This window comes from Salipiger abyssi (assembly GCF_017311415.1).
Classification (GTDB): domain Bacteria; phylum Pseudomonadota; class Alphaproteobacteria; order Rhodobacterales; family Rhodobacteraceae; genus Salipiger; species Salipiger abyssi_A.
In genome coordinates this window covers 1-3,419 of record NZ_JAEKIS010000058.1, presented here as the reverse complement: position 1 = coordinate 3,419, position 3,419 = coordinate 1, and the positions used below count along the sequence as shown (strand labels likewise).

Here is a 3,419-nt window from a genome sequence, read left to right as displayed (position 1 = left end):
GCAGCAGGCGGCCGACTGGATGCATGCGCAGCAGCCCCATGCAGAGGAGGTAGCGGCATGACCAAAACCGTTCTCATTGCCGGAAAATTTCAGAATGGGGCTGGACTGTCAGGATATGTCGCGGAGCTGGGTGCAGCATTTCTATGCGCCGATCTGGCCTTGAAGCCTGAACCTGGCAGCGACCATGCAGCCTACATCCAAAGCTGGCTGAAGGTCTTGAAGGGTGACAAACGGGCGATCTTTGCCGCCGCTGCCCATGCGCAGCGCGCAGCCGATTACCTGCACGGCCTGCAACCGCTCATCGAGGAAGAGCCAGCAAAAGAAGGAGTCGCCGCGTAAGGCGGCTCGAAACCCGCGAGAAAATTTCGCGCCTGCCATCCGGCAGGCGCATCACCGTTCTGTCAGGCGACCTCATCGAAGGCATCGGCGACGATGCTCTCTATGAGTTTGATCTCTTCATCAGAGAGCTTGTCAAATGGATCGCGCCCACGGCGCTTGCGAGGGAACAGTCCATCGTTTTGACGGATGAACATTATTAGATCTTCAGCCATACGATTGGGCATTTCCACCGCATTCATGATGCCGCGCATCGCTTCATCATGGCGCTTGAGATATTCAATCTCTCGCGGAAGATCTTTCTCAATCGTGCGCAGAACGCATTCATAAAGAAACTCTGCTTCTGCCGTGCAGTCATAGAAGCGGTACAAATCTGCTGTGTCGTTGGTGACCTCAACGTTCCCATTTGGCAAAGCATGCCATTCAATGAAGTCCATGAGCGGAGCTGAGTGACTTTGTAGGACGCTCCTATATTCATCAATCCGTTCCAACATCACAGTCGAAACAGGGAACACCATGCCTGCCGGAGTATAACCGCGCTCCGCCAACACATGATGAATCAAGCAGCGATGCAAACGCCCGTTTCCGTCAGCCAATGGGTGAATATAAACAAACCCAAACGCAATGCATGCCGCCTGCAACACAGGGTCGATATCCTCCAAATCCGAAATGCGAAGGCGATTGTTGCATTCATTGAGCGCGCTCATCAGTTCCGGCACATCTTGGGCGCGCGCGCCAATGAACTCGGGCAGCGGTTCGTTTTGGTGGTCGCGTTCTCCCAGAAACACACCATCTTCCCTGTAGCCGACAGGCGTGAAGCGATCATCGCTCCCGATAAGAATGCGGTGAAGACGGTAGATTTCAGTCTGATTTAGTGGGCGTTTTCCTGCTTCGAGGATAGCGCGCCCCCAGCGTTCAAGCCGATTGATTGGTGCGCGCTCACCTTCGATCTCGAAGCTCGCGCGGCTGTCGGCCAACAGCAAAAAGCTCGCAGCGCGGGCCACGACCTGCGCCCCAGTTTTGCCAATGGTTTCTTGCGCCTTCTGGGACAGGTTGGACTCGACCAGCTTTTGTAGCTTTTCTGTACGCCGAATGATCGGGCATAGCCCTCCGCTGCCAAGCAGATTGTCCCTGACACGATGGCGTTGAGAAAAGCGGACCTTACCTGTGAAATATTGCTTCTGATCCAGTGCATCGACGGCTGTGACCTTGGGGGCATCCTCCAAATCTAGCGTTTTCCCGGTCAAGGTTTCAAAGAAGAACCATATCCGCCGTGCATTGGCGCCCGTCGGTGTGGCTTCGACAATTTCCTGAATGGCCTTTGCAGGCACGGCGTCAAAGACGCGCTTCAACACCAGAAGATCAATATCTTCATGCCGGAGCGCAAAATTTATTTGCCCCTCCAGTGTATCTTCCGGCTTGTAGCGCTTGTCATAGATTTCCCATTGCCCTTCGGTACGCTTGTTGCCGCGAACATGCTTGTCTGAGATGCATGATAGCTTGCGAACCGGTGCTGCAAGGCCCAAGTGATGAACCAGCGCCGCCCATCCCGCGAGCGTGACGGCTTCCGGTACAGGTTCATCCTGGAAGAAATCGGGTCTGGCGCTGTCTATCATCATAGTCGAAATTCTCTCACATCGGTCGAAAAGGGCTTTACTTCTGCAGGACCAGCAGAAAATCAATATACCAAAACTGATGTCGAAATTCAATCACGAGTGTCGAAAATCGTTCCACTCACGGCCTTTTTGCGGAAAAACACTATCCAGGCAAGAGTTCTAACCTAGAGCCTATGCAGCCTGAAGGCGAGAACAACTTGTTATTTTATATGGAAAAAATCGAGACCGGCCTGACGGCCAGCCGCGAAAAGTTAGAGACTAGGCGCACGCGACGCCAGTTCGGCCTCGATGTTGTGCATCGACTCCAGCGCATTGCGGCGCTCGATGCTGCCGCGCGGGGCGGCGGCGAAGACGTTGAAGGCCTCACGAAGAAGACCGTGCAATTCAGCCGTGCTACGGGATGCCGCTTCAAACTTGGTGACGAGTTTCATGGCTCATCCTCCTTGTCGTTGAAGGAGGCCCCGAACCACTCAGGGCCTTTCGGCCCCGTTCCTCACCATCATTGGCGCGAGTGTTGGCCCTGATGGGTCGGGTGTCTTTGTCCAATTCGATTAGGAGGGGTGCGATGAAACGCATCGGCACGTTTCGATGCGTATGCATTCTACAGTACGGCATTTGCAGGTTTGGCTGAGTAGGCTTTGTTTCGATACGCAGGGTTTTGCATGCGCTACCGTTTTTGCGACGCTCCATGTTATGACCTTGCATGCAGACCATCGCCGAAGGGGTGAACGCTGGCACAGCCTGTCCGTGACGCGGTTGGCCGTGGTCGGTGTCATTTCCGGAATGTTGGCCGGTCTTCCCCGTTGCTTGGGCGCGGCTTGCACCAAGAGCCCCAATTCCCTGGCCGGATGCGGCCCATCCCTAAATATCCTGCCCGCTCCAAGTATCCGTGTTGGATATGACGGCTGGTCCTTTGCCTCCGGCGCTTCGGGAGGGCGTTAGCAAGCCAACCCCAAGCAAAGGAGAAAAGACATGGCACGCGAAAAAGAAAACACCAACCAAGAGCCGAGCGCGCCGGATTATCTGGCCTGGTACGTCACCCAGAAGGGCGAGAAATCCTTCTGGAACAAGGTCGGAGCCGCATGGAAGCACAAAGACGGGCGCGGCTACTCGCTCCAACTGGAGACCTGCCCGATCAATGGCCGCATTGTCCTGCGTCTGCCGCTGGAAGATGCCGAAGCCAACGCAAACGAAGCGGGGCGCTCATGAGCGCCCCCGTCGAAATCCGCATTGTCTGGGATGAAACGCCCCTCACCATCACCTACAGAAAGCGGCGCTTTCACAAAGACTTCGATCATATCGAGCTTCGCGTAGATGAGGGCTTCATCCTGCCGGTCACTGAAACCGGCTGTGAACAAGCATGCAAAATTGACCCCGTGGCGGGGGTGATCGGCATCCAAAAATGACCCCCTCACACTGATGGTGATGATGCTCCCGAGATCATCGGGGAGCACAGTGTGGGATGTT

The 3,419-nt window shown here is 55.3% G+C and carries 4 protein-coding genes and 1 pseudogene; 3 read left to right on the top strand and 2 right to left on the bottom strand.

Annotated features, from left to right (window positions below; genetic code table 11):
• Window positions 1-117 precede the first annotated feature (117 nt).
• A pseudogene (locus I6N89_RS25220) lies at window positions 118-339 on the top strand (zincin-like metallopeptidase domain-containing protein); the annotation flags it as partial.
• 62 nt (window positions 340-401) lie between these two features.
• Here the strand turns inward: I6N89_RS25220 and I6N89_RS25215 are convergent.
• Together I6N89_RS25215 and I6N89_RS25210 are read right to left on the bottom strand one after the other, a co-directional pair.
• Complete coding sequence (locus I6N89_RS25215) at window positions 402-1,955, bottom strand: Fic family protein (RefSeq protein WP_207020955.1); 1,554 nt, start codon at window positions 1,953-1,955, stop codon at window positions 402-404.
• 248 nt (window positions 1,956-2,203) lie between these two features.
• A complete protein-coding gene (locus I6N89_RS25210; RefSeq protein WP_207020954.1) occupies window positions 2,204-2,383 on the bottom strand; it encodes a hypothetical protein in 180 nt (59 codons plus the stop codon).
• Between the two features lie 541 nt (window positions 2,384-2,924).
• Here I6N89_RS25210 and I6N89_RS25205 point away from each other — a divergent pair.
• Together I6N89_RS25205 and I6N89_RS25200 are read left to right on the top strand one after the other, a co-directional pair.
• Complete coding sequence (locus I6N89_RS25205) at window positions 2,925-3,161, top strand: hypothetical protein (protein ID WP_207020953.1); 237 nt, start codon at window positions 2,925-2,927, stop codon at window positions 3,159-3,161.
• Complete coding sequence (locus I6N89_RS25200; RefSeq protein WP_207020952.1) at window positions 3,158-3,358, top strand: hypothetical protein; 201 nt, start codon at window positions 3,158-3,160, stop codon at window positions 3,356-3,358. The genes I6N89_RS25205 and I6N89_RS25200 overlap by 4 nt, the downstream gene beginning before the upstream one ends.
• Window positions 3,359-3,419 lie beyond the last annotated feature (61 nt).

Bases quoted from the DNA above. Each gene is read 5' to 3' on its own strand.
- I6N89_RS25215 (WP_207020955.1), bottom strand. From the start codon at position 1,955: ATGATGATAGACAGCGCCAGACCCGATTTCTTCCAGGATGAACCTGTA.
- I6N89_RS25210 (WP_207020954.1), bottom strand. From the start codon at position 2,383: ATGAAACTCGTCACCAAGTTTGAAGCGGCATCCCGTAGCACGGCTGAA.
- I6N89_RS25205 (WP_207020953.1), top strand. From the start codon at position 2,925: ATGGCACGCGAAAAAGAAAACACCAACCAAGAGCCGAGCGCGCCGGAT.
- I6N89_RS25200 (WP_207020952.1), top strand. From the start codon at position 3,158: ATGAGCGCCCCCGTCGAAATCCGCATTGTCTGGGATGAAACGCCCCTC.